We start from the raw sequence: 26,233 nt of genomic DNA, 5'->3' as shown, positions 1-26,233 counted from the left end.
AACGCGGCCGGCACGCCCCAAACGCCGAAACTTGGAAAAGTGACGAAACACGAAAAACCAACTTGTCTAAAAACACACTGCGGCATACGGCGGCGAGCCTCATGTGCATGCCGGCGCGAACGTGAAGGCCGTGCAGAACCAGCTCGGGCGCAGCTTCGTCGCCGTGACGCTCGACGTGTACGCCGACCTGTTCGACGATGATCTGGACATGGTGGGCAAGGCCATGAACGAACTGCTGCTGAAATAAAGTGTGGGCAAAAATGTGGGCAGAAGATACAGTAAAGGCCGCATAATCTAATGATTATGCGGCCTTTCGAGAGTGGAGGCGCGGGGAATTGAACCCCGGTCCGATGACCGAGCCCACAGTCTTCTACGTGCGTAGTCTGCTGGCCGTGCGGCGGTTTTTCTGCCCCCATCTGTGTCGCAGACAACCGATGGCGAGCATATCCGCAGTTAAAGTCCCGATGCAGCCCTGAGGCTCAACTGCATCAGCAAGTCTTCTTAACGACGCTCAGCATCCTCCCAAAGACGAGGAGGAGTGAACGGAGCGGCTGCTCACTGGTTAATCCTGGCGCGAAGCTCAGGCAGCGAGAGCGAACTCAGTGCGGTTAGATTTAGCACTTATTCTTTTGTCGGGGTCATCCACGAGTGGACCCGACGTTCTCGGCACGCTTCCCTGCAGCGAACAGGTCACCGTCGAAACCGATCGCCCCCATATTGAGTTATCAAACTCTTCCGGCTCTTTTCGGCCGGACTTTTCAATATATCCCTTTGCTGGCTGGAATGCAAATTAACACCGCGTATCAGCTCACAGAGATATGAAAAAGCCTGCGTGATCCGAAGGGGAAGATCACGCAGGCTCGTCTTAATAGGAGATGCCGCAGCGGCTATCAGGCCTCAGCCTTCTTGCCTTCGAGCACCTTGTAGGCAAAGCCCATGACCAGCACGTACAGGCAGCCGACGGCCATCACGAGGATGCCACCGAACTGGCCGGCAGCGTCAGCGGCCACACCCATGATCGGCGGGAAGATAGCGCCACCGATGAGGCCCATGAGCATAAGGCCGGAGATTTCGTTCTGACGATCCGGACGGTACATGAGAGCGTGGGACAGGAACAGGGAGAACACGTTGGAGTTACCGAAGCCGACCAGGGCGACAGCGACCCAGAACAGCCAGACCGGCGGGTTATCCTGCACCAGGGAGAAGATGGCGAAGCAGACGGCGGATGCAGTCATGATCACACCGCAGATGCGCAGGCCGACCTTGTTGGAGATCTTCTGCAGCACGATACCACCGGTGAAGCAGCCGATCATACGAGCGATGAAGTAGACCATGGTGGCGGTGGCAGCGATTTCAGTGAACTGGTTGCCGGTGTGCTCGGTCAGGATTCGCGGAGCCTGAGCGTTGATACCAACGTCCACACCCACGTGAGCCACGATGCCGAGGAAGCACAGGAAGACGATGCCGTCGGAGAACAGGAGCTTGAAGCAGCGGCCGATGGTGGTGGTACCGGCATCCGGAGCGGGTTCTTCAATCTTGTCGAAGGCGAGCAGCACGTAGCCGATGATGCCGATGACGAAGTAGATCACGAACAGAATCCACCACATGCCGAGCTTGGTGGCGCCCCAGATGGCGATGTACGGGGCGAACAGGGATGCGAAAGCCTTGACGAACTGGCCGGTGGTCAGAGTGGAAGCGAGCTTATCGCCCTTGACGAACACGGTCAGCAGCGGGTTCAGGGAGACCTGCATCAAGGTGTTGCCGATGCCGAGGAAGGCGAAGGAGATGACGATGAGGACCAGGCGCGGAGTGCCGGAGAGTGCCACGTAGGCGATAATCGGCAGGGCCATGGCCACGAGGGTCACGAGGATGGACCACAGCACGGTCTTGCGACGGCCGATCTTGTTCATCAGCATGCCGGTGGGCACGGAGAAGATCAGGAACCAGAAGAACACCATGGTGGTGAACAGGTTGGCGGTGCCGTCGGCCAGTGCGAACTCGCCCTTGACGTAGTTCGTCGCGGTGCCGACCAGGTCGACGAAGCCCATGACGAAGAAGGCGAACATCACCGGCAGGATCTTGGCGAATCCGGCGTTGCCGGTCTTAGTGGTTTCGTTGCTCATTATTGAATTCCCTTTTTCTTAACTGCAATGAGACAATGAATGGTTGGTTGATATTCAGTTATGGTTCCCGCGTTCAGGTACAGCTCACGCCGGGGATACGGTGTTTCTTGTGGAATCCCGGACTTCTTTGTCCGGCGTGAGCTGTGCCCTTTACGGAAGGAAAGGAGAGGGTTTCAACTCAGACAACACTGAGCTGAAACGCAGTGTCACTTGCCGGCTTCGGCGAGGTAGTCAGGCATCTCGGTCGGGTAGTCCGGCCAAGCGCCAGCCTGGGTGCACACGAAGGCGGCGGTGTTGACGGCCTTGCGGTGAGCGTCCGCCAGGGAGTCGCCCAGCAGGGTGCGTGCGGTGAAGGTGCCGGAGAAGGAGTCGCCAGCGCCGACGGTGTCCACGACTTCGACGTGCGGGGTGTCCAGGGTGGAGGACTCGCCGCGGCGGGAGATCACGGTGGAGTAGGCGGAGCCTGCGGTCAGGATCACGTAGTCCAGGTCGAACTCGTCGAGGAACCAACGGCAAGCGTCTTCACCGGAGGTGCCGCGGATGTCGAACATGTCGCGCAGGAGCAGCAGCTCTTCGTCGTTGATCTTGAAGACGGTTGCGGCCTTGAGCAGCTCTTCGATGAGTTCCTTGGAGTAGTGGTCGCCACGCAGGTTGATGTCGAAGAACTTCATGGCACCCGGCTTGGTGTGCTTCAGGAGCTCCATGATGGTGGCGTGGGTTTCGGGGGAGCGCAGGGCCAGGGTGCCGAAGCAGATGGCGTCGGCCTTGGAGACCACGTCGATGAGCTGGCGGGTGTACAGGATGTGATCCCAGGCGACGCCCTTGACGATGGTGTACTCCGGGATGCCGTTCTTCAGAGCGACTTCCACGGTGGAGGTCGGCCATGCATTGCGCTGAATGACGGTGTTGATGCCGGCTTCATCGGCCTTGGCGACCAGCTCATCACCGAGCTCGTCCTCGCCGACGGCGCTGATAGCCCAGCCTTCGGCACCATTCTTCATCGCATGGTAGGCGAAGTTCACCGGAGCACCACCGGCACGCTTGCCACCGGGCAGCATATCCCACAGCAGCTCACCGAGGCTCAGGACGATCGGGTTAGTCATGATGGTTTCCTTTCCTTGATCTTTTCGTTGTGCTTGTTCCGTTTGGAAACTTCGCAGCTGATGTTCTTGATTCATGCGAGTCAGGAGACATCGAAGAACACCGAGGGGTGTCCCAAAAATTGTGTGACCGCCACGGCCGCGGCGCCGGAAACGGCGGCATCTGCCGACAACGTGGACAGTGTGATGGATGTGGTGTTGTAGATTTCCGGGATGGACCGTTCCTCCACCGTGCTGAGCACCTCGTCAAGGAACATCGGTCCGGCTTCGGACACGATGTCGCCGATGATGATGTGCTTGGGATTAAAGCCGTTGAAAATGGTGACGCATCCGTAACCCACATAGCGAGCGATGCTGCGTACCATGGCGATGGCCTGCTCATTGCCTTCTTGAGCCTTGCTGAACAGGGCGCGCGTGGCAACGGTGTGGGTCATGTCTGCGGCACCCGGGACCAGCACGCCATCTTCGATGAGCATGTCATGGATGGCCGGGGTGGAGCAGTAGCGTTCGAGACAGCCGATGTTGCCGCAGTCGCAGGGGCGTCCGTTGACGTCCACTGAGATGTGGCCGATTTCCGTGGCGGCACCGAGATAGCCGTTGATAAGACGACCGTTCTCGATGACACCGAGGCCAACTCCTTCGCCGACGAGGTAGTAGGCGAGATTGTCGCTGGTGTGTACGGCTGGGTCAAACAGGTAGTGGGCCAGTGCGCCTGCGCGGGCATCCTGTTCGATGAACAGGGGAACGCGGAAGGCGGTGGCGAATTCGTTGATGAAGTTGATGCGGCGCCAACCCTGCATGCTGGAGACCACGGCGGTGCGGCCTTCGTTGCGCAGGTAGGGGCCAGGCACTGCCATGCCGATGGCCACAATGGTCTTGTCTTGGTCGAGCAGCTGGTTCAGGCGCTGGTGAATCAGCACGATGGTGTCGTCGATGGTGTTGTCGTACACGGTGGGCAGCGTCTCGAGGTTGAGTGCGTTGCCGCACAGGTCAAAGACGCCGATTTGCACCAGCGAACGGGCGAACTTCACGCCGATGATATGGAATCGGGTGGTGTCCAGTTCGAGGCCGATGGAGCGACGGTTCTTGGAACCTTCAATGTCGCCGGTTTCCTCGATGACTCCGGTCTCGATAAGGCGGGCGGTAATCTTGGTGATTGCTGCCGGGGTCAGATCCAATGCCTTGGCGATTTGTGCACGGGAGCTGATGCCGTGGTGGTACAGGTGCTGAAGAATACGAGAGCGGTTGGATTCGGAAACGCTGGCTTGTGAAGTAGCTTGCTTGGCGTCAAGTGCCATGAGTCCTCCTTGTCCTGCCTCGTTGCGAGTGTCCACGTCCGCTCGTCCTTGAATCTGAACTTGATTAATATATTAACGTCGTTAATTGATTCACGCAATCAACCCAGTTTCGGCGTGTCGCGTAATGACCTGAAGCGTTGCCCTGGTGCCGTTCGACAAGGCCTGATTCTATTTGTTAAGAAAGTTGTCAATAGTGGATTGCACACTGGAAGGGCAAGCAATGGCAATCGACTCAACGATTCGGTTCAACGGTGAACCTGAGGAGGACGTTATGGCAATACAATCGCAGGAATCTGAGCTTCACGGCGGCTCATACCGCATCGGTGTCGACGTGGGCGGCACGAAGATCGAAGCGGTGCTGCTCGCAGAGGGCAATCGGGTGATTCGCAGCGCCCGTATTCCCGCGCGGCACGGTAATGAGGCGGTCATCGATGATATCGTCACCGTGGCAAGTCGTGTCTGTGAGGATGATTTCACGCAGGTCGAGGCTCTGGGCATCGGCACGCCCGGTCAGGTGAATCATGTTTCCGGCCATGTTGACAACATCGTCAATCTGGAGGTGACTTCGCTCGACATGGGCCCCTTGGTAGCCGAGAGAACCGGCGTGCATGCTCATGTTGAGAACGATGTTAATGCAGCCGCTTTAGGCGCGGCCGCAGCGCTTGGCGGCTCGTCGGTGCTTCCCGGAACCGTCGCTTTTTTGAATTTCGGCACTGGTTTAGCCGCGGGCTTGGTGCAGGATGGCGTTCTGCTCCACGGTGCCAGTGGCGCTGCGGGAGAAGTAGGGCATATCCCGGTGGAACCGCATCGGTTCAAGTGCCCATGCGGTCAGTATGGATGCCTGGAAACGGTGTGTTCCGGCGCCTCGGTGGCACGCTTGTGGCCTTCGGCTAATCCCGCCATGCCTGATTTGATTCGACGTGCCAAGCGTCGTGAAGCCAAAGCCGTGGATGTTCTGGATATGGTGGTGCGTGCCATTGGAGACACCATCCAAATCGTGGCGCAGTCCGTGGATCCTGCGGTGATTATCCTCGGCGGTGGCATGGCGAAAACCGGTGAGCCGTTGGTGCAGGTGATTACCGCTGAACTACGTCGCCGGGAAGCGCAGTGCCGATTCCTTGAGTCGCTCGATTTGCCTTCGCGGTTGCGCCTCGCTCCGCTTGACCAGCCAGTAGGCGCCATCGGAGCCGCGCTCGCCGTGTGACTGCGAAATCATTGCTGACCTGCTGCAATAACGGCTGCGGGAGAGGCGATCACTGGCTGAGGTAATGCACCAATACGGCAATCGCCTCGCCCTGCACAGTGATGTCGGGCCCGCACTCACAACGGCGAATCGTAGTGTGCTTGTGGAATGTCGATGCGGTGCTGGCGTCAAGATACGCCTGCGCCGCATCGATGAATGTGGTGTTGATGATGTCAGGCTGACCGTACACGCACACATCCGCCATATCCAGCAAGCCGACCGGCATGGAAAGCGCCTGGCCGAGATGCTTGCCGGCTGTGCTGAGTATGTTCTTCCGTTCATTCTCGCTGGCTCCGGCAAGTTGTTTGCGCAGAGCGCTCCCGGAAATCGTGGTCTCCAAGCATCCGCGCTTGCCGCACGGGCACTGCGGTCCGTTCAGGTCGATGGAAATATGGCCGATTTCGCCGGCTGCATGCATCTCACCTTTGACCGGCATGTCGTTGATGAGCACGGCTGAGCCGATGCCGCTTTCGATGCGGATGAAAATCATATTGCGGTCGCCCTGCCCGAAGAACCGTTCGGTGAGCATCGCGGCGGTGGCATCGTTGGTGACAGTGACGTTGATGCCATACCGTTCCTGCAGTGGTGTGGCAAGATCCATATCGTGCCAGTCGAGCCATGTGGATCGCTTGACCACGCCGCCGTCGACCACACCGGGGGAGGCGATGCCAATGCCGATGACGGTGCCTTCGGTCATGCCCATCATCTTTTCGATAAGCTCGCTGATCATCTCCATCGATACCCGATCGTCTGCGCCGAGGGTGATTTCCGCGTGCCGCAATGCCTGTCCCAACAGATTGGTCACAGCACCGTGCAGCATGTGATCCTGGGTCAAGTCAAGGCTGATGATGTTAAGGCGATCGATGTCGATGCTCAGCAATGTGCCACGTTTGCCTTTGCCGCCGCTGGGCGCTTGGCCGGTTTCGCGCAGGAGACCCTCATCGAGCATCTGTCCGACCACATCAGAGACCGCCACGCGGCTGAGGCCGGTGAGTCGACCCAGGTCGGCGCGTGAATACTGGTTGGTGGGGAACAGCAGCGAGAAGATAAGCTGTCGGTTGTTGCGCCGCACATCGGCGGGGGAGGATTTGGTCGAACGCGTGCGTGACGGTAACGCTGCTCCGAAGAGTGACATTCCTTGCTCCTATCTGGATGAACATGTGGTCCGGAGCGGTGCCCGTGCCTACTGTAGCTGTTTCGTGCGGTGAAGTCTGTTCATCGTTGAATCTGTTATGATACTTCACTAACGATATATCCAGTGTAGCGCAGCGTTGATTTGTTGGGGCTCGCAAAACGCAATAGTCGCATAAGTCCGTAATTGTAATTATCCTTAACAAATAGCAGGGCGGTGTGTGTGTAACGATGCATATCACCGTGCGGCACATTGCGATGCGAGCTCAACGTTGCCCACTCGCATGCGATGGCGAAATCAGAACGAATAACCTGCGCAAGCAGGCTGAGGACGAAGGAAAGTGCAATGCCTGAGATCATCATTGTGAAGAATGAGGCTGAAGCTGGCGACATCTACGGCCGTTGTGTGGCCGACCTTATCAAAGCCAAGCCCAACGCGGTGCTTGGCTTGGCCACCGGTTCCAGTCCTTTGGCGGCATACCGCTCGCTTGCCCGCATAGTCAAGGAAGAATCCATCGACGTATCCCAGGTTCAGGGATTCGCCTTGGACGAGTACATCGGCCTGCCGCTGACCCACCCAGAGTCCTACCATGCGACCATTCACCGCACCGTGGTTGAACCGCTCGGCCTCGATCCGGCGAAGGTCCATGTACCCGGCGATGTGCTCAACGGTACCCCGCTTGAGGATGGTGAGAAGATCGCCTCCGCCGGTCCGGCCTATGATGCGGCCATTGAAGCCGCCGGTGGCATCGACGTGCAGATCTTGGGCATCGGTACGGACGGTCACGTGGGCTTCAATGAGCCGGGTTCCTCGCTTGCCTCCGGCACCCGAGTGAAGACGCTGGCCGAGCAGACCCGTATCGACAATGCTCGCTTCTTCGATAACGACATCAATCAGGTGCCGACTCACTGCATCACCCAGGGCATTGGCACCATCATGAAGGCTCGTCATCTGGTGCTGCTGGCATTCGGTGCCGGTAAGGCCGAGGCCATTGAGGAGACCGTGGAAGGCGGCGTGTCCGCATTCTGCCCGGCTTCCGCGCTGCAAATGCATCCGCATGCCACTATCATCGTGGACGAGGAGGCCGCAAGCCGTCTGCGTCATAAGGATTACTACCGTTACGCCTACACGCACAAGCCAGCTTGGCAGGGCATCTGATCGGCTGCTGGATTTCAGGCTCCCCGAATTGAGGGGAGCCATATTATTTATCGCAGTAGTGAATCAATGAATCGATAAGGATGATTCGAGGGAGAACGTACATGGCTGATAGGCAACAGATCGTATCGCGCGTAACCGCAGCGTTGGAAGGCAAGCCGTCACCGGTGGCGATTCACCACGCGCGCAAGGTGGATGCGCGCGGCGAACAGTCCGGGTACTGGATTGTTGCCGATGCCGATGGCGTTATCGTGGCGGCCGGCACCGATGAGCAGTCATTTGCTAGGGCTTGCGCGGCAGTGGGCATTGATTCGGAAGGCGAAGCGGTAGTGGATGCCCGCGGACGAATCATCGCCCCTGGCTATGTGGACATTCATGCGCATGGTGCATGGGAGCACAGCTTCGATGACGGTTCGGATGGCATCGATGTGGCGCGTGCCGGGCATGCGGTGCATGGCACCACGCGTCAAGTGCTGTCGCTGATCACCAATCCGCTCGACGTGATCTGCCGCAACATCCGTACGGTGGCGGACAAAATGGCCTCTGGCCGACCGGATATTCTCGGCTGCCATTTGGAGGGACCGTTCCTGGCACTGGCACGCAAGGGCGCGCACGATCCGCAGTGCCTCAAGGATCCGGTGCCCGAAATCGTTGATGCAATGCTCGAAGCTTCCGGCGCCGATTCGAAACATGGCAAGCGCGGATGCATTCGGCAGATCACCATCGCGCCTGAATTACCGCACGGGCTGAGCGCGATTCGTCAGTTCGCGGCAGCCGGCGTCGTGCCGGCAGTGGGTCATTGCGATGCCGATTATGAGACCGCCAAGGCTGGATTCGATGCCGGTGCGGGCATCATGACGCATATGTTCAACGCAATGAACGGATTGCATCATCGTGAGCCGGGTCCGATTCCAGCAGCTGTGGAAGACCCGCGCGTCACCATCGAGCTAATCAACGATGGTTTCCACGTGCAGAACCCGATGGTCAAGCTGGGATTCGGATTCGCGCCGCATCGCATCGCATTCGTCACCGATGCCATGGCCGCCACCGATTGCCCTGATGGTGCCTACAAGCTTGGCGCATTGGATGTGAATGTAGTCGACGGCCATGCGCGGCTGGTCTCCAATGGTGCCATCGCCGGATCGACGCTGCTGTTGGAAGTCGCTGTGAGCCGAGCAGTGAACGAGCTTGGCATCAGCCCGGTGGCTGCAGTGGAAGCCGCCACATTAACGCCGGCTAAGGCATTCGGATTCGATAAGCCGAACGATGTGACTGGTGCGCCTATCGGTTTGCTTGCCCCGGGCTTTGCCGCTGACATCAACCTCATTGACCCAGCAAGCTGGACGGTCGAGCGCGTCTGGTGCGCGGGCCGCAGCATCAAGTAATGCCTGAGACTGCTGAGTCACATACAAAGAAGCCTCGGTAAGTGCCTTGCTCATCACAGGTGCTTACCGAGGCTTTGCTCTATACCGCGGAGGATTAGTGCTGTACACCGTCGAAGACGAACAGCGCGTGCGTGTCGCCATGCCGCTTGTTCTCGAAGTAACGGTTGAACAATTGCAGACGTTCCACGGTGCTCGCGGCAAGCGGTTGGGGGAGTGCGTCCAAATCGAACCATCCAACGTTGAGGCTTTCCTCGTCGCCCACGAATGGTTCGCTATTACCGCCGGGCTTTACCTTGCAAAGGAACGAATGATCCATATACATGGTGTTGTCGCCGTTGGCATAGGTCAGCACCTTGTTCGATGAGGTCACGGCTACCAGATCGGTGACGATGGCATCCACGCCGGTCTCTTCCTTGATCTCGCGCACCACAGTATCCGCAGGCTGTTCGCCGGGCTCATTGATGCCATAGACCATAGCCCACTCGCCGGTATCCGAACGGCGGCCGAGCAACAGCTGGCCCTGATCGTTGAGCACATAGCCAGTTACGCCGTTGAGCCACAGGAGATCATGGCCGATTTTCTTACGCAGTTCGAGTACAAATTCCGGTGTTGGCATGTTCTTACCTTTCGTTCGGCCATGATCCTTCGCGGCTGCTTGTGGTGCAGCCGCTCACTTCGCCTACGAACAGTCCACTGGACTGTTCGTTTGACGGCTCAGCATGGCCGATTTTCTTACGCAGTTCGAGTACAAATTCCGGTGTTGGCAAGACTGCAACCCTCCTCTATAACAATGGCTCCCCTCAATGAGGGGAGCCGGAATAATAATTACTTAGTAGCGGCGGCGCGATCGGCCATCCAGGCTTCCACATCGTCAATCTGCTTCGGAATGCCGGCCGAAATCCATTCCGGACCGTTCTCGGTCATCAGCACATCATCTTCAATGCGGATGCCGATGCCGCGGTACTCCGGCGGAATCAGCAGATCATCCTCACGGAAGTACAGGCCAGGCTCAATCGTGAAGATCATGCCCGGGCGAATCGGAGCACCCTGATAGGCCTCAAAGCGAGCCTGCGCGCAATCATGCACGTCAAGACCCAGATGATGGGCCACGCCACATGCCAGCCAACGGCGATGCTGCTGGCCTTCGGGGGAGAGTGATTCCTCGACGCTCACCGGCAGCAGACCCCAATCATGCAGACGCTCGGCAATCACACGCATGCAAGCATGGTGAATGTCGGAATACGTGGCACCCGGCTTGGCGGCTTCGAAACCAGCCTGCTGGGAATCCAGCACGGCCTGATACAGGCGCTTCTGCAGGTCGGTGAACTTGCCGTTCGTCGGGAACGTACGGGTGATGTCGGCCGTGTACAGGGAATCAACCTCCACGCCAGCATCCACCAGCAGCATGTCGCCGGTCTTCACCACACCGGTGTTGCGCATCCAGTGCAGAATCGGGGCATGAGCGCCGGAAGCCACGATGGAGTCATAGCCAACGGCGTTGCCGAGTTCGCGAGACACCGCGTTGAAGGCACCTTCGAGAATACGCTCGGAGCGTGGCTTATCGATGGCGGCCGGCAGCGTGCTCAGCAGGCGATCAAAACCATGCTTGGTGGCATCCACGGCCTTGCGCATCTCATTGATCTCATACGAATCCTTGACCATGCGGGCTTCGGACGTGAACTCGTGCAGCTTGTCGTCGGCAGCGGCGTTCTTATCAGGGTCAGCAGCGCCGTTGGCCTCGCGAATGGACTCAACCAGCGAGGTGATCTGCGGATCAGTCTCACGCATCACGCGCACGCGGACGGCACCGGCCTCGGAACCGACATCCTTGCTCAGCGCATCGGCAAGCTGTGCGATGTCATGCGTCTCGATGCCGGTCATAGCCGTCATCTCCTTCAGACCGGCACGAGGGCCCACCCAGTACTCGCCGTAATGCGGGTTCATGAAGAAGTCGGTGGTGGAGTTATCGGCACGTGGAGCCACGAACAGTTCCGGCGTGTGGGTCTGGCCGGCCTTGGCCTCATCGGAATCAGGGTCAACCGGGTTCAGCACCAGCACGGCGCCAGCCTCATAATCCACACCAAGACCGGTGTAGTACGCGAAAGCGGTATCCGGACGGAACATGTAGTCGCAATCATTGTTGCGAACCTTCGGCTGGCCGGCCGGAATCACCAGACGCTCACCGGGGAAGGCCTTACCCAGAGCGGCGAGACGAGCCGGCGTGAACTTGGAGGATTCCAACGGCTCGATTTCCGGTTCATCATCGGCCCAGCCGGACTTCATGAAATCCTTGAATGCCTCGGAACGGGGGCGCAGCGAGCGATTGTTCACGCGGTCGCTCATGGCCTGATCGCTGCCCGGGGCGTTCTTGCGCTCCTCGGCCTCATATTCCTTATCCTTAGCGGTGACTACCTCACCCATTGATACTCCTTATACAAAGAGGTCTCATGTTACCGCTCCCATACTAGTCGTTCGAATTCGTTTGCCACATGTCGCTCACGTTTTTTATGCAGAATCGTGTTCAAGCGAAGCCCCCGAGATAGGCGCTTTATCCCTTTACGATTGTGCCGATGTTACTTCAGTTGCTTCGGTAAGTTGTTATGCGCCGTCGCCCCGTAGAGGAATTCCGGCTTTCAGCAGTTTGATGCGTAAAGGAGTTTTCTCATACACTTCAGAAAAAGTCAGATGAACCACCTCGTTGGCTCCTGCTCGTTGTAAACCTGCATCTCGTTCACGTTCTTTAGCAACCACTTGTTGAATGCTTCGGTTATCGGTCATATTGGGGTTGACGTATTTTTCGGTACCGTCGTACTCGGCTACCACAATGCGGCCATCATTCAATCGCCATACGAAATCCACGCGATAAGCTGCGCCGGTTTGCGGATCTTTGACGGGGACTTGAATCTGCGGCATTACAAATTGTTCTTCATAGATTGTGCCGCGCATCAGGGATTCGCCACCATTCTCACTGTGCGGATTCGTATGTTGCAACAGTCGGAAAACAGGTGTGCAGTCAGTGCGCAGAGTACTGCATGCGGTGAGGATTTGCTCTGTCGAAACCCCTTTCGCAAACGCAGAATCGAAAAATGGTAGTGCAAAGCGAAAATCGTAGGTGCGCGCGCATTCGATGAGTGTATGTGCTGGAGGCATGAGCAATAATCCAGACGTTGAATCGTGTACTGCTAAAGAAGAAGCCTGCGGCATGTATACGCGTCGTAATTGCGAGTGGCGTTGCTCGCTTCCGTGGTTCTGTGTCATAACAGACACTGAACCATCGTGGAGACACCATTGATGTTCGAAGCCGTATGCGCTGGCTGCAACCAATCCTCCGAAAATCCATTTTGGGTGAGCTACCGCAAGAGCCTTTGCGATATGCAGTGTTTGATCAGGTGGGGTTAGCGTATTCCAATACCGTTGTTCTGCATATAACGATGGTGAACCACGGTAGGTGTTGATGAGTTCGCCGGCCTGAGCGCGCCGCTGGAGCGCGAGTTGCTCTGAAGGCACCTTAGAATAGGCGCAGCGCTGTTCGCTTTGGGCTTCATGAAGAATTTGGGCAATTGCTTTATGTGTTTTCATGCCATCAACGGTAGAGAAACCGGCCGGGTGAGAGGCCGGAATTTGAATGATGTGGTTCGAACTTGCCCTTAGGATTGGGATGGCCTGAAAACCATTGAAATATCGAGTTTCCACCCAGGGCGGTGTTGTATGTGGGTTATCCACACTGGGCAGTGGTTCAGAAGGCATATGCCAATACATGGAACACATGTTTCATTGAAGTAGTCGTGCCATGTGATGAAGTTTTGACTACGCTGGAGTGTAGATGAAGAATCTGATTGAAGTCCGCTGGGCACGATAATGGTACTTGGCGTCTTTGTGCTGAAGCCGTTTGGACAAATGCTAATGCGATGACTTCAATACGGGGCTTTGGATATTGTCGTGAGATGACCGCAAAAGGCTTATGGGATGAATTTTGGTTGTAGTGGGGCTGTGCTCTGATGCTGGAGTGCCAGTGACTGGCCGGGAGACTACGCTGAGGCATGATTGATGATGCCAACTGGGCAAGTAATGGCATTATTCCATCTCTGAAACAGCTCAGTGAAGGTGTATGGGCATACTTTGGAGTAATCCCATCATTAAGCAATGTCTTAGCGATGCCATGCCATAAATGGTGGCCGTATGACTTCGATGAGGCATTTCAGTGATGTACGACGGGCAATGCGTGCTCGAACGCCTTCGCTTTCGCTATAGAGGAGGTCTTAACCTTTCCGGAAGGACTCGGCCACAGGCTGAGTTGATTCCCCGGCTACGTGGTGGCTACGTGGTGAAGGTCGACAGGCCAGAGGTTGGGAATGGCGCTGGTATGGCGGAGGTCCAATAACACACTCTGATACAGGTGCATAACTGAGATTAAGCACGGCAGGTAAGAAGCGGAACGACAATTCACCAAGTGCGGAATATAAAGCGCAATGCCGCAGCCTATAGACCCCGACGATTACTATGGTGGGAGTTTTCGCTTGAAGGTTCGTATTTGGCTTGGACGGGTACAGAGGTGCTCTGAACTGAGTCAAGGATGAACAGGGACGATGCTCTGTTGCGAGCTGGATGACGGCTGGTGCTGAGCTGGGCGTGCGACGCGTAGAAGAATTGAGAGATGGAGGATGGGCATGTCATTCGAGCATCCGAACAGGAACAATGAGACGATGAGGGACGTTGAGCTGGATATTATGAGCCGTCCGCCGGAGCATAACACCACGAACCTCGACTTGGACCGCATGAATCTGATGCTCGACCTGTTGGGTCACCCCGAGCAGTCGTTCCGTGTGATTCATGTGACCGGCACCAATGGCAAGGGGTCCACTGCGCGCATGGCTGAAGCCATCTGCCGTGCGTACGGCATGCGCACCGGTCTGTACACGTCCCCGCATTTGGAGCGCATCAATGAGCGTATTTGCATCGATGGCCAGCAGCTCTCCGACGATGACTTCATCGATATCTGGGATCAGACCAAGGATCTGGTGGCGCTCGTGGATGCCAAGATGGAGGAGCAGGGCAAGCCGAAGATGAGCTTCTTCGAAGTGCTCACCGCCATGGCCATCTGGAAGTTCGCCGACGCGCCGGTGGATGTGGCCATCGTCGAAGTTGGCATGGGCGGCGCATGGGATGCTACCAATGTGATTAATGCCGATGCCGCCATCATCGGTCCGGTGGACATGGACCACATGCAGTGGCTGGGAGACACGGTCGAGAAGATCGCCGGCGAGAAGGTCGGCATCATCAAGCCCAACTGCACTGCAATCATCGGCCCGCAGCCGCATGAAGAAGCGGTTATGCCGATTATCGAGGAGGCGGCAGCCTGTAACCATGCCACACTGGTTCGCGATGGCTACGAGATGACCGTTACCGACCGTATGCCGGCAGTCGGCGGCCAAGTGGCCACGCTGACCACGCCGAACGGCACGTACGAAGGCGTGCCGATTGCCAAGTTCGGCGAGCATCAGGCACACAATGCGCTCGCAGCGCTCGCAGCCGCTGAAGTGGTGATTCCGGTGAATGGTCCTCTGGATGGTGATTTGGTGGCCGAAGCGTTGAGCTCGGTTAAGATTCCGGGTCGTATCGAGCAGATTCGCACCTCGCCAACCATCATTCTGGATGGCGGCCATAATGTGAATGCCGCTGAGGCCCTGCGCAAGGCCATTGAGGAAAGCTACGATTTCCAGCAGCTGGTCGGTGTGGTCGCCATGATGCGTGATAAGCAGGTCGAGGAATACCTGGGCGTGCTGGAACCTATTCTGAGCTCCGTGGTGGTGACTGAGAATTCTTGGCGTGACCGTGTGATGTCCGCCGATGATCTGGAGAAGATCGCTGTGGATGTGTTCGGCCGCGATCGCGTGATCAAGGAGCCGAACCTGCCGGACGCCATCCAGACCGCCGTCAACATGGTCGATGCCGAAGACGAGCTGGGCGTGGGCTATGGCCATGGTGTGCTGATTTGCGGCAGCTTCGTGACCGCCGGTGATGCCCGCACCATGCTTGAAGAGCATGCAAGCCCCACCATGAAGCAGGCCATGAACATCCATCAGCCGGTGGTCGAGCCTGACGATTCGGAGGCTTCGCCGGATCAGCAGGCAAGTGAGGCTGCCGATGAGGCTGCCGATACGCTCGACGATCAGGTGAGCCCGGATGATTTCGACGTGTTCGACGTGCTGGGTCTCGGCAAATCCGCATCCTCCGATACCGGTACGGGCAATGCGGATGCCGCGGATGATACGGACTCCACGCAGGACTGACCGTTGACCGACCGGCCGCTTATCGGTCGGTTGCCAAGCGCAATAAGGTAAGGGACGACTTTCAGCCATGTATTTGAAAGAGCTCACCCTCCGCGGTTTCAAATCCTTCGCCTCGGCCACCACTTTGCGGTTCGAGCCTGGGATTACCGCGGTCGTAGGTCCGAACGGGTCAGGCAAGTCGAATATCGTCGATGCCTTGACCTGGGTTATGGGTGAGCAGGGTGCCAAAAACCTGAGAGGCACCTCGATGGAGGACGTGATTTTCGCCGGCACGTCCTCCAGACCGCCTTTGGGTCGAGCGCAGGTGAGCCTGACCATCGATAACTCCGACCACACCTTGGATATCGATTACACGGAAGTCACCATTTCCCGCACGATCTTCCGCAATGGCGGCTCGGAATATGCCATCAACGGTTCCGCCTGCCGCCTACTGGATATTCAGGAGCTGCTCTCCGATACGGGTCTTGGCCAGCAGATGCATGTGATTGTGGGCCAAGGTCGATTGGATGCGATTCTCAAGGCCGATCCGTCCGGACACCGTGCGTTCATCGAGGAAGCCGCCGGTATTTTGAAGCATCGCAAGCGCAAGGAGCGCGCGTTGCGCAAGCTCGCCAATACCGAGTCGAATCTGAACCGGTTGGATGATCTGCTCCGGGAATTGCATCGTCAATTGGGTCCGCTTGGCAGGCAGGCGCGCATCTCCCGGCGAGCGGATGCGATTCAGGTGACCGTTCGTGATGCGCAGGCGCGATTGTATGCCGAAGATGCGCAGCAGTCCATGCTTCAGCGCGAAACCGTACGCAAGGAGCTCGGTGAGGTGCGTGCCAAACTGACCGCAGCCCAGCGCGAGCTCGCCCAAGTGAAGGTTCGCATCGAACAGGTTGAAGCGTTGAGCTCCGAATCCAGTCCGGCCATCGCCAAAGCCAATCAGTATTGGCATGATTATTCGCAAACGCGGGAACGATTGCTGTCCGTAGCCCAGCTTGCCGATGAGCGTGCCCATTCCACGCTGGGAAGCATCGTCAGCAATGTCGGTGAGGATCCAAGCATGCTGAACGCGCGTGCCGCGGAATTGGAGCAACAAGCCAAGGAACAATCGGCAACCGTGGCCGATGCGCGCATCGCTTTCGATAAAGCCACCGAGACTCGTGCCAACACCGAGAAACAACTGGCATCGGTTCGCCAAACGTTGACTGAACTGCGCAAAACAGCGCAGGAGCGGGATTCCACTATCGCCCGGCTTCGTGAGCTGATTGCGCGCGAAGAGTCGGCAATAGCACTGGCGGACGGTCGTAGTAAGGATTACGAGGCGCAGCAGGCATCGGTGGCGCAGCACTATGCTGATGCGCAACGACAGGTGGCAACACTGGAGCATGAATCCGAAGCGATTGCGGACGATCAGGGTGCGGCTTTGGATGCTGCCCGTGAGCATCTGGCGCAATGCCGGGAGCAATTGGGAGCATTGACGGATGCGCAGCGTGAACTGCAATCTCAGATCATCTCGTTGAACGCCAAAGCGGACGCGCTGGCGGATACGCTGGATAGCCGCAACGCGTCAAGTGCGTTGGAACATGATGCTGCGGTGAACGTACTCGGTCATTTGACCGATTTCATCCATGTTGCCGACGGCTGGGAGGAAGCTGTGGCCCATGCGTTAGGACAGTTCGCGGGGGCCATCGTGGTTGCGCAGCCGCAGCAGATGATGCATGCATTGCAGCGCGCGCGTGAAGACAAGCTCGGTAAGGCCGTGGTCATCGCGGCATCGCCGGTAAGTGATGCGAAGACGGAACACTCAAGCACCTTGATGACTGCGGATGATTCGGCTGCGCACGGCATTCGCTGGCTGTCCACGCTGGTTGAGGCCAATCCTCAGGCAGCGGATGCTTCGCAGGTGCAATCCGTGGTCGCCGCAGTGCAGTCGCTGTTGGACGGTACGGCATGCGCTGATGATGCTGAACAGGCGCAACGCTATGTGGAATCCCATGCGGCTATGCAAGCGGTCACCCAGGATGGTCAGCTGTTCTGCCGCGGCATTTCCGCGTCAGGTGGCTCGTCGCTATCCCAATCGGATTTGGCGCTGGCCGCGCGCCGCGACAAAGCGTTGGCGAAGGTGAAGCAATTGACCGTTGAAGAGCAGCAGGCCGGCGAAAAGGTGGATCAGGCCAGACGGGCACGGGATGCAGCCGCACGTGTGGTGGACCAGGAATCCGCCAAGCGCACTGAGCTCACGCTCAAAGCGCAACAGGCGCGTAAAGCACTGCAGTCGGCGAGCGATCGCGTTACCTCGCTTAACCGACAACTGGAGCAGCTGAAGCAGCGCGTTGCAGACAATGATGATCAGCGGCAGACCCATCAATTCAAGCTGGATGATTTGCAGGAGGCTTTGGCCTCGGCGCAGCAATCAAGTTCCACGCAAGATCATTTCGATGATCTCGAGGCGCGCGAACAATCGTTGGAACAATCGCTGAATCAATTGCGCGAGCGTGAAGTCACCGCGAAAATCGCATGGACTGAGGCCTCACGCAAAGCTGACTCGCTGCATCGTCAAGCCGGCTTATTGCGTGATAACGCCAAGGAGGCCGAAGAACGGCGTGCCCGTGTTGAAGCATTGAATACTCGGCGGCGCGCTCAAGCCCAGCATCTTCAGGCCGTGGCACAGGATGCGCGTGACGTGGCGGCGATGGTGCAGCAGGAGCTCGAACGCGTCGCCGAAGACCGCGATCGCATGCAGGAGGAGGCATCGGGACATGATGCCATGCTGAAGTCCTTGCGTTCCCAGCGCAATGCCATCGAACCTGAAGTCACTGATTTGACGGCCCGCGAACATGCATTGGACGTGAACCGCGAACGATTAGCCACTGAAGCCGGCCAATTGATGCAGAAAGTGTCCGATGAACTGGGACTGACGCTGGAGGACCTGGTCCGCGACTACGGACCCGACCAGCCGGTGCCGGTACTGGATGATGATGGCAACCCGATTCCGGTTGATGCGCAGGATGATGCACAGGATTTGGCAGGTGGCGCGGCAGAGGAGGATTCCAGCCGACCACAACGCTTCCAGACCGTGCCCTACAACCGCGCCGAGCAGAAGAAGCGATTGGACAAGGCACGCCGTGACCTTGCGGCGCTCGGTAAAGTGAACCCGCTGGCCACCGAGGAATACGAGGCGCTTGAGGAACGCAATAAGTATCTCAACGATCAACGCAACGATGTGGTCAAGTCCCGCGATGACCTGATGCAGCTCATCAAAGACTTGGATTCCACGATGGTCACGGTGTTTAAAGCTGCGTTCGAGGATACGGCCAAAGCGTTCCAACAGGTGTTCGCCACGCTGTTCCCCGGAGGTACGGGTCGGCTGCGCTTGGAGAATCCCGATGATCTGTTGACCACCGGAGTGCTGGTGGAGGCAAGTCCTGCCGGGAAGCGCGTCAAGCAGCTGAGCTTGCTCTCCGGCGGGGAGCGGTCGCTGACCGCGTTGGCCCTGCTGTTCGCCATCTTCACTGCGCGCCCCAGTCCGTTCTATGTGATGGATGAGGTTGAGGCCGCATTGGATGATGTGAACCTCACGAGGCTGATCAACGCGTTGAACGAGCTGCGTACGCATGCGCAGCTTATCGTCATCACCCATCAGCAGCGTACGATGTCCATTGCGGACGCGCTCTACGGTGTGACCATGCGCGCCGACGGCGTGACCGCCGTCATCAGTCAGAAACTGGAACGGTAATAGCGGCGCTGAAATACAAGTGGCAGTGAATGCAGTGGCTTTGCGATATTCGTAAGGTATTGCAAGGGATTCGTATGTGTCGACGGTCATTGTGACGCACTGGTATGCGTGGCGCACTACACTATGCGTACAGCAATGCGAAAGAACTGAATTGGGAGCAGTATGCAAGAAACAGTTGAAATTCAGAATCAAGCTGACTGGAATGCGTTGGTTGAGGAGCGTCATGGTCATCCGCTGCAGCTGTGGCAGTGGGGCGAGCTGAAGGCATCCACCGGCCCGTGGACGGCTCATCGCATTGCGGTCAAGGAAGATGGTGCCATCATCGGCGGAGCTCAGATTCTTGTGCGTGATTTGCCATGGCCATTTCATGCCATCTCCTATGCCCCGCGCGGGCCTTTCGCGAATGATGACGCACAACTCGGCAAGGTGGCTGATGCATGCGCGGAATGGTGCAAGCAACATGCTGCTTCGGTGAGCCTGAAAATCGATCCAGCTGTGGAATCATTGAATCTGAGTGATTCATGGGTTAAGGGCAAGTACATCATGCTTGCCAAAACCGCGGCCATCGATCTGACTCCTGACGAGGATACGATTCTGAAAAACCTGCATTCGAAGAAAGCCCGCCAATACATTCGTAAGGCAGGCCGCAACGGGGTAGTGTGTCGTCCCGCCGTTGAAGGTGATTTGGATGCGTTGCTGGCTATCTACCACGACACTGCAGCCAACGACAACTTCCCGCTGCATCCTGATGAGTATTATCGCGCTGCGTTTGATCTCTTCGGCGATGTGGGACAGCTGTTTGTCGCCGAGCATGAAGGCCGTATTCTATCCTTCCTGTGGAACATCACCTCCACCAATGGCACGGCGTTCGAACTGTGGGGTGGTGTGAACGATGAGGGCAAGACCTTGCGCGCCAACTACCTGCTCAAGTGGACGGCGATTCTTGCTGCCAAGGAAAAGGGCGCGGTGCTGTACGACCTCAATGGTCTGCTGAACGATGGAATCAGTGATTTCAAGATGCTGTTCGCTAATGAGCCGACCTACTGGGTGGGCACCTACGATAAGCCGCTGAGCCACTGGTACCACCTGTGGAATACGGCGTTGAAGATTCGTGCGCGTCTGCATAAGTAGACATGCTATGTAGCGTGTATGCGCGAGTTGCACGTTGAAATGTATGAGTAAGGGCGTTTGACGGATTGGCATTCGTCAAACGCCCTTACTCATAGGATGCCCGATTACCATAGCTCTCATTGCTCGTACCGGGCATGCCGAGCCGTGTTTAATCATTTGGCTGCGCGATGCCGAACAGACGGCGGATCACATGGCCATCACCCTCGTACGGCGCATGCTTGCCTTCCACCTTGATCCACTGTTCCTCGCCCTTGCCGATGACCAACAGCACGGTCATGCGCCCTTGTGCCGCCAACTGTTCGGCCTCCGCTTCAGCCTGTTCGATGGCCTTGGCGCGATCGAGAATGATGTCGCTGGACACGTTGGGATTGGTGATATACCCGCGCATCTCGTTGAGGATATCGAGCATTGGTTCCTTGACGGTATCTTCGGAAGTCAGGATGATACGGTTGGCTTTCTCCTGCGCGCCATTGATGATGCCTTCGCGTCGATCCACGGCTTTATCGCCCACGGAACCGGTGACCACGATGATGTAGGGTTTACGGTCGGCATACTTATGCGAGACGAAATCAATCAGTGTACGCGTGCTTACGAAGTTATGTGCGTAATCCACGTACGCCACAATCGATCCATCGGCGTTCTGGAAATGCTCCATGCGTCCGGAAATGCGCACATGCTCCAGTGCGGCGAACGCAGGGGAGTCCTCAGGCACGCCAGCCTCGCGAGCCAAAGCGATGGCGGTGGCCGCATTGGCGGCGTTGAAACCGCCCTCAAGTTCCAAGGAGAAGTCGCCAATAGCCTTGCCATGCTCGCGGAAGATGAACTGCGCAGCGTTGTTTGGGTCGGGAAGCGCCACGAAATCACTGTCCTGTGCGGCAACGCCATCGCTGCTGCCAGTGCCACCATTGCCAGTGCCACCATTACGCAGTGCGAACGTAACGACCGGCACCTGTGCGGCGCGAGCATCCTCGCGAATCAGATCGGCATGGTCGCAGTCAGTGCCAAGGACCAACGTCTTGCAGTTATCAGTGATCTGTCGCTTGCAATACAGATAATCTTCGAACGTTGGATGTTCGATGGGGCTGATGTGGTCGGGGGAGATGTTGAGGAACGCCGCCACATCGAACGTAAGCCCGTAGACACGATTGACCTTGTACGCCTGCGACGATACTTCCATGACCAGGTACCGCATGCCATTGCTGGCGGCCTCATGCATCATGCGGAAGGCATCGAGGCTTTCCGGGGTGGTCAGTGCCGATTCGACATAGGTATGGCCATCCAGACAATTGTCCACTGAGGAGAACAATGCGCACTTGCCATCGGAATAGGCATTGAGCACGGCCTGTGTGAAATAAGCGGTGGTGGTTTTGCCCTTGGTACCGGTGATGCCAATCACCGTGAGCTTATCCTGCGGACGGTCGAAGAACTCGGCGGCAAGCAGACTCATGGCTTTGCGCACATCATTGACAATCAATCCCGGTGCATTGGTTTCGGCGGAATAATCGGTTTGCGCAACATAGGCGGCAAGGCCACGATCATCAATGCCATTGAGGAATGAAGCCTTGAAGTTGCCTTTGCAGAACAGCAACGTACCGTCGACTACTTCTCGCGTGTCGTACGTAATACTGCCGAACGGCTGATCATGCCGTGCGATTTCGGTGGGGTCAAGAGTCCAGCGCTCGCCGGCGATGATCTCCCGTAGCAGATGATGCTGTTTGAGCAGGCGAGCCGCCGAATCCAAAGTCAGAGCCATAAAATCATTTCTCCTGTTTCTTACCGAAAGTCATTCTACAGGGCGTTGTGGCATGGAGATGTCATGGATGGCACCAGCCACCATATACGCACACGAATTGGCTAGAATGAGCAACGTGACGACAACGAACCAAGTAACTGCACAAGCCCAGACGCATGATGGCGGGGCTGCTCCGGGGGAGAGCATGGCACAGAAGCGTCAACGATTCGAGAAGCTCGCCATGCCCGCCGTCAACGCGCTGTATCGACAGGCCATGAGGCTTACCAATAATCCTGATGATGCGCAGGACCTGGTGCAAGATACGTTCGAGCGTGGGTTCAAGGCCTTCGACACATTCCAGCAGGGGTCGAATTTCGAGGCGTGGATGACCACCATCGAGCGCAACGCCTACTTCAATCAGTACGCCAAGGCGAAGCGCAGGCCGCAGCGCGCCAATGATTCCACCGGTGAATACGACGACTGGGATATCTACGATGCTGCCGAACACTCCTCAGATGGGCTGAAATCCGCCGAAGAGGAGTATTTGGACGCGTTCGCGCCGCAGGAGATCATGGCGGCGCTCGCCAAACTGCCTCCCGAACGCCGACAGGTGTTCATCGATGCGGCGATTGACGGCAAGTCATACCAGCAGGTGGCCGACGAACAGGGCGTGAAAATCGGTACGGTGATGAGTCGATTGAATCGTGCACGCGCCCAGCTCAAACGTGAGCTGGCATCCTATGCGCGTGAGCGGGGGTATGGTGCAGATACTGCGGGAAAGACCGCAGGTTCACCATCCGCGAAGTCAGCGAAAAACGTTGGGCAAGCCGCCAAAACCAGCCATAATGGAACTGTTGGAAAGGAGATTTGATGAACGAGCGAAGTGTGGAGCAGACGCGTCATATCTCCATCACCAGTACAAGCGCGGATGGTGTGGTGAGCCGGACGGAAGTGCATATCACCACGCGTCAATGCTGTGCTGCTGACGATGCCGGATCATGTGACTGTCGTAACAGGGTTGAGGCTGCGCGCGAGGCAGATGCGCACGAAGGTGTACGTGAGGCAGACATAACGGCGCAGCAGCAGTTTGTTGAGGGGGAGTGCTTCGACCCTTCAACCTGTTGTGATGCCCGTGAACAGGCGTTGATTGCCGCGCTCCGTGCGTATTTGCGTCCGGATGTGGCGCCTGAATGCCTGATGTCCAAGCTGAAAGCCACGTTGGATCACTGCTGTGGCGAAGATCGGTAGCCAATAGCGAAAGCCCCCATCTGACGAATCAGACGGGGGCTTTCTTGTGTTCAAAGAACAACGAAGAATCAGGCGTTAGGACGCTTGCCGTGGTTAGCGGCCTTCTTACGACGATCCTTACGCTTACGTCCGCGCATGCCCATGATGGACTCCTTTGCTGAAGTAAAAAATAAGCCTTCGGAATTATGCCACATCGCTCAGACTATGCGCAACACGTGTGTCATGGTTGATTCCGTGCGATGTGGCAGCTCGCGAAGGCTTATCGCATATGGCTAGGGCTGATAAGCCGCGCCATATGCGATTGAGGCTGATGGGTCAGTGCTGTTCTGCCTTGATGAACAGCTTGGTGGTGCTGGACTCGCCAGGCTTGATTACAATCAGATCCTTGCCGGTGTTGAACGCGTTGGCGTATGCGGTCTGCGGTTCCACAGCAGTGCCGGCCGGGTGCTGGAATGCCGGGAAACCGGTGCCAGTGCACACCTGGAAGGAGGTGACGGTCTCGTCGCCGCCGACCTTGATCACCAGGCCGTCGGGGCGGGTGAAGGTTGCGGTGACGGAGCCATCGGCATCACGCTTCAGATCGGTCCAAGCGTCATCAAACGGCTGGTTCACCAGCAGCGGGTTATCGTTCAGATCGTACTTGGTGCCTTCCACAGGCTCGGTGCCGGTCGGAATCAGGTTGTCGTCCACGGTGACGTGGGTGGCGGCCGGGACGGTCAGGTGGCACTGGGCGTTGTGGCCGTCGATTTCGTCGCCGTAGCCGTTGAAGCCGTTGTCCAGCCACGGGTGGATGGCCAGAGCCCACGGGGCGTCCACATCACCGTAGTTTTCGGCGGTCACGGTAATCTTCAGACCGTCTTCGGTGAGTTCATGCGTGGCGTACACCTTGATGGCGAACGGGTAGCCGAGCAGGAACGGGGCGCGCCAGGACTGGGTCACCGAGTTTTCGGTCAGGGATTCCAGCTTCCAGAAGGCGCGGTAGCCGTAACCGTGGATGGCGGTGTTGCGGTCATGCTCGTCAATCGGCAGCGTGTAGGTCTTGCCTTCGAACTCGTAGGTGCCTGCGGCGATACGGTTCGGGAACGGTACCAGCAGCTGACCATGGCAGCAGGTGATCGGATCGTCGGGGCCGAGCGGCACAATCACGTTCTTGCCCTTGTAGGTCACCTTGCGCATAGTGGCGCCAAGTTCGGTGATTACGGCTTCGTAATCGCCATAGGAAATGCTGTACTGCTGACCGGTGCGCGGCGTTGTATTCGTCATGGAATCGCTCCCATAGTGAGTTGTTCGTTGGATCGGTAACCATTGTTACCGCTAACAGTCAAGTGTAGCGCGTTTCTTGCTGCCAGCATTGCTGCGCGTCCGCGGAATTCGCGTGTATGGCGAGAGTCGATGGGTGTTGCCATGTGCCTGCCTTACACTGGTACGCAGTGTGTACGACTAAAGGAGCCTTAATGACCAAGTGTGTGGTGCTGGCCGATCCCCGAGGATTCTGCGCCGGAGTCGATCGTGCGATTCTTACCGTGCAGACGATTCTGAAGGCCGCGCAAAAGTCCGGCAAACTGGTACGTGAGGATGGTCTGCCTCCCGTCTATGTGCGCCGACAGATTGTGCATAACAAGCACGTGGTTGAGGATCTGGCTTCGCAGGGTGCGGTGTTCGTTCAGGAATTGAGTGAGATTCCGGATGCTGCCGCGCAAGCAGGTATTCCGGTGGTGTTTTCCGCACATGGCGTTTCGCCTTCGGTGAAAGACGAGGCCAAGCGTCGCGGTATGCATGTGGTGGATGCCACTTGCCCGCTGGTGGGCAAGGTGCATCGTGAGGTGCTGCGCTTCGTGCGTGAGGGCTATGAGATTATCTATATTGGCCATAAAGGGCATGATGAAGCCGTTGGCGTAGTGGGGGAGAGCCCCGAGCATGTGCATCTGATTGAGCACGCGGACGATGTAGCGACATTGGACTTCACGCCCGAAACCAAGCTGGTATTGCTCTCGCAGACCACGTTGAGCGTGGATGAGACGGCAGGAACCATCGCCGCATTGAAAGCCCGATTCCCTTGGATTGAAGAGCCGCCGAGCTCGGACATCTGCTACGCCACATCGAACAGGCAAGCGGCGGTGAAACTCGTGGCGCAGCAATCCGATTGCGTGGTGATCGTCGGTTCCGCGAACTCCTCGAACTCCGTGCGGCTCATGGAAGTGGCGCAGGAAGGACTCGGTGATCGCGGCACGGCATATCGCGTGGATGATGCCAACGAGCTTGAGCCCGCATGGTTCGACGGCGTGGAATCCGTTGGCGTTTCCTCCGGTGCGTCGGTGCCGGACGAATTGGTCTCCGGTGTGATTGCTGCGCTGCAAGATCGCGGATTCACCGGTATGAAATCCGTGGAGACGATTAAGGAGAACATGCACTTTGTGTTGCCCGCGGAACTTCGCAGGCAACCTTCGCGAGCCTAGTTAGGCTCGCGAAGGTTGCCTACAGAGAGCCCACAGGGCTCTCTGCTTTACGGCTCAGCCCGCGGAGCTTCGCCGCCGGTAGCCCCGCCGGCAACCTACATGGCATTAATCCTCCACTAATCTCCACGGTGTGGTCACTACCCACGGTGTGGTCAACTACCCATGGTGTGGTTTTGCAAAACCTTGGAATAAAGCCATTCCTTAGAAACAACGGGT

The 26,233-nt window shown here is 57.5% G+C and carries 20 protein-coding genes and 1 other RNA gene; 10 read left to right on the top strand and 11 right to left on the bottom strand.

Annotated features, from left to right (window positions below; all coding sequences use genetic code 11):
• Positions 1-103: 103 nt before the first annotated feature.
• Entirely contained in the window at positions 104-247 is a 144-nt protein-coding gene (locus tag JS530_RS09490; RefSeq protein ID WP_425350869.1) for a tyrosine-type recombinase/integrase, read from the top strand.
• A gap of 70 nt (positions 248-317) precedes the next feature.
• Here JS530_RS09490 and ssrA read toward each other — a convergent pair.
• The 4 genes from ssrA to JS530_RS09470 all read right to left on the bottom strand — a co-directional run bounded on the left by ssrA (position 318) and on the right by JS530_RS09470 (position 4,521).
• Positions 318-714, bottom strand: a transfer-messenger RNA (tmRNA) gene (gene ssrA / locus JS530_RS09485).
• Positions 715-890: 176 nt separating this feature from the next.
• Complete coding sequence (locus JS530_RS09480) at positions 891-2,123, bottom strand: MFS transporter (protein WP_214376923.1); 1,233 nt, start codon at positions 2,121-2,123, stop codon at positions 891-893.
• A 206-nt stretch (positions 2,124-2,329) separates the two neighbouring features.
• The gene (locus JS530_RS09475) at positions 2,330-3,226 is read right to left on the bottom strand and encodes a carbohydrate kinase family protein (RefSeq protein WP_214376922.1); all 897 of its coding nucleotides are present in this window, start codon (positions 3,224-3,226) and stop codon (positions 2,330-2,332) included.
• An 80-nt stretch (positions 3,227-3,306) separates the two neighbouring features.
• Entirely contained in the window at positions 3,307-4,521 is a 1,215-nt protein-coding gene (locus JS530_RS09470) for an ROK family transcriptional regulator (RefSeq protein ID WP_214376921.1), read from the bottom strand.
• A 271-nt stretch (positions 4,522-4,792) separates the two neighbouring features.
• Here JS530_RS09470 and JS530_RS09465 point away from each other — a divergent pair, with 271 nt between their 5' ends.
• Positions 4,793-5,725 carry an ROK family protein gene (locus JS530_RS09465; protein WP_214376969.1) on the top strand — a complete coding sequence of 311 codons (933 nt, stop codon included), beginning with the start codon at positions 4,793-4,795 and terminating at the stop codon, positions 5,723-5,725.
• Positions 5,726-5,774: 49 nt separating this feature from the next.
• On the opposite strand, the gene JS530_RS09460 is transcribed toward JS530_RS09465, so the two are convergent.
• The gene (locus JS530_RS09460; protein ID WP_214376920.1) at positions 5,775-6,899 is read right to left on the bottom strand and encodes an ROK family protein; all 1,125 of its coding nucleotides are present in this window, start codon (positions 6,897-6,899) and stop codon (positions 5,775-5,777) included.
• 342 nt (positions 6,900-7,241) lie between these two features.
• Between JS530_RS09460 and nagB the strand changes: the two genes are divergently transcribed.
• Together nagB and JS530_RS09450 are read left to right on the top strand one after the other, a co-directional pair.
• Positions 7,242-8,054 (top strand): glucosamine-6-phosphate deaminase, encoded by an 813-nt coding sequence (gene nagB, locus JS530_RS09455; RefSeq protein WP_214376919.1) that lies wholly within the window; start codon positions 7,242-7,244, stop codon positions 8,052-8,054.
• Between the two features lie 101 nt (positions 8,055-8,155).
• Complete coding sequence (locus JS530_RS09450; protein WP_214376918.1) at positions 8,156-9,436, top strand: N-acetylglucosamine-6-phosphate deacetylase; 1,281 nt, start codon at positions 8,156-8,158, stop codon at positions 9,434-9,436.
• Between the two features lie 94 nt (positions 9,437-9,530).
• Here the strand turns inward: JS530_RS09450 and JS530_RS09445 are convergent, their stop codons facing one another.
• From JS530_RS09445 to JS530_RS09435, 3 genes are all read right to left on the bottom strand, one after another.
• Entirely contained in the window at positions 9,531-10,052 is a 522-nt protein-coding gene (locus JS530_RS09445; protein ID WP_214376917.1) for an NUDIX hydrolase, read from the bottom strand.
• A 209-nt stretch (positions 10,053-10,261) separates the two neighbouring features.
• The gene (locus tag JS530_RS09440; protein WP_214376916.1) at positions 10,262-11,857 is read right to left on the bottom strand and encodes an aminopeptidase P family protein; all 1,596 of its coding nucleotides are present in this window, start codon (positions 11,855-11,857) and stop codon (positions 10,262-10,264) included.
• A gap of 177 nt (positions 11,858-12,034) precedes the next feature.
• Positions 12,035-13,183 (bottom strand): hypothetical protein, encoded by a 1,149-nt coding sequence (locus JS530_RS09435; protein ID WP_240541180.1) that lies wholly within the window; start codon positions 13,181-13,183, stop codon positions 12,035-12,037.
• Positions 13,184-14,103: 920 nt separating this feature from the next.
• Between JS530_RS09435 and JS530_RS09430 the strand changes: the two genes are divergently transcribed.
• The 3 genes from JS530_RS09430 (at position 14,104) to JS530_RS09420 (ending at position 20,581) form a co-directional block, all read left to right on the top strand.
• The gene (locus JS530_RS09430) at positions 14,104-15,726 is read left to right on the top strand and encodes a bifunctional folylpolyglutamate synthase/dihydrofolate synthase (RefSeq protein WP_214376915.1); all 1,623 of its coding nucleotides are present in this window, start codon (positions 14,104-14,106) and stop codon (positions 15,724-15,726) included.
• Positions 15,727-15,793: 67 nt separating this feature from the next.
• Positions 15,794-19,450, top strand: a complete 3,657-nt coding sequence (gene smc, locus JS530_RS09425; protein ID WP_214376914.1) for a chromosome segregation protein SMC — start codon at positions 15,794-15,796, stop codon at positions 19,448-19,450.
• Between the two features lie 162 nt (positions 19,451-19,612).
• Positions 19,613-20,581: a lipid II:glycine glycyltransferase FemX gene (locus JS530_RS09420; RefSeq protein WP_214376913.1), complete on the top strand. Its 969-nt coding sequence runs from the start codon at positions 19,613-19,615 to the stop codon at positions 20,579-20,581.
• 148 nt (positions 20,582-20,729) lie between these two features.
• Here the strand turns inward: JS530_RS09420 and JS530_RS09415 are convergent, their stop codons facing one another.
• Entirely contained in the window at positions 20,730-22,334 is a 1,605-nt protein-coding gene (locus tag JS530_RS09415; RefSeq protein WP_214376912.1) for a UDP-N-acetylmuramoyl-L-alanyl-D-glutamate--2,6-diaminopimelate ligase, read from the bottom strand.
• A gap of 184 nt (positions 22,335-22,518) precedes the next feature.
• Between JS530_RS09415 and JS530_RS09410 the strand changes: the two genes are divergently transcribed.
• Positions 22,519-23,184 (top strand): sigma-70 family RNA polymerase sigma factor, encoded by a 666-nt coding sequence (locus JS530_RS09410; RefSeq protein ID WP_240541179.1) that lies wholly within the window; start codon positions 22,519-22,521, stop codon positions 23,182-23,184.
• On the top strand, positions 23,184-23,561 hold the full coding sequence (locus tag JS530_RS09405; RefSeq protein ID WP_214376911.1) for a hypothetical protein: 378 nt from the start codon (positions 23,184-23,186) through the stop codon (positions 23,559-23,561). The genes JS530_RS09410 and JS530_RS09405 overlap by 1 nt, the downstream gene beginning before the upstream one ends.
• Before the next feature lie 68 nt (positions 23,562-23,629).
• Here the strand turns inward: JS530_RS09405 and JS530_RS11120 are convergent, their stop codons facing one another.
• Both JS530_RS11120 and JS530_RS09400 read right to left on the bottom strand, forming a co-directional pair.
• The gene (locus JS530_RS11120; protein WP_003817083.1) at positions 23,630-23,704 is read right to left on the bottom strand and encodes a 50S ribosomal protein bL37; all 75 of its coding nucleotides are present in this window, start codon (positions 23,702-23,704) and stop codon (positions 23,630-23,632) included.
• Between the two features lie 172 nt (positions 23,705-23,876).
• The gene (locus JS530_RS09400; RefSeq protein ID WP_214376910.1) at positions 23,877-24,824 is read right to left on the bottom strand and encodes an aldose 1-epimerase family protein; all 948 of its coding nucleotides are present in this window, start codon (positions 24,822-24,824) and stop codon (positions 23,877-23,879) included.
• Positions 24,825-25,015: 191 nt separating this feature from the next.
• Between JS530_RS09400 and JS530_RS09395 the strand changes: the two genes are divergently transcribed.
• Positions 25,016-26,017 carry a 4-hydroxy-3-methylbut-2-enyl diphosphate reductase gene (locus JS530_RS09395; protein ID WP_214376909.1) on the top strand — a complete coding sequence of 334 codons (1,002 nt, stop codon included), beginning with the start codon at positions 25,016-25,018 and terminating at the stop codon, positions 26,015-26,017.
• The last annotated feature ends 216 nt before the right edge of the window (positions 26,018-26,233 follow it).

Source organism: Bifidobacterium colobi, assembly GCF_018555455.1.
Lineage (GTDB): Bacteria > Actinomycetota > Actinomycetes > Actinomycetales > Bifidobacteriaceae > Bifidobacterium > Bifidobacterium colobi.
Note: the sequence above shows the minus strand (reverse complement) of the source record. Positions and strands in the feature narration are given on the sequence as shown.